This window comes from Bradyrhizobium sp. LeoA1Lang (genome assembly GCF_055413685.1).
Genome location: NZ_JBVAPG010000582.1, coordinates 1 through 273, shown reverse-complemented (window position 1 = coordinate 273; position 273 = coordinate 1). Strand labels below are relative to the sequence as shown.

1 protein-coding gene is annotated in these 273 nt (G+C 57.1%); it reads right to left on the bottom strand.

Translation table 11 applies throughout. The annotated features are described in order from the left end of the window. Positions 1 to 49: 49 nt before the first annotated feature. A partial coding sequence (locus tag ACZYOF_RS44580; RefSeq protein WP_463719697.1) for a hypothetical protein occupies positions 50 to 273 on the bottom strand: 224 nt, incomplete at its 5' end.

Below are 273 nucleotides of genomic sequence, written 5' to 3'. Positions count from 1 at the left end.
AAGATGGCCAAGCTGATCCCGATGCAAACCCTCAAGCCCGCATAAGAGGCTAGTACAGCCGTTCGGCCCGATCGGCACTGGCGCCAATACATCCGACTACTGCTGCCTTTTTCAACGAAATCGGCCCTTCGGCGACCTCGTCATAGGGAGCTATGCGGGAAACTGGGTGATGACGGACTGAGATAGGCGGCGTATCGAGGCGGGTGTCGAAGCCTGCCAGAACCTCACATGGGATGGTTCGTGTCAAGGCCATCAATCGCAATGCATCAGCAG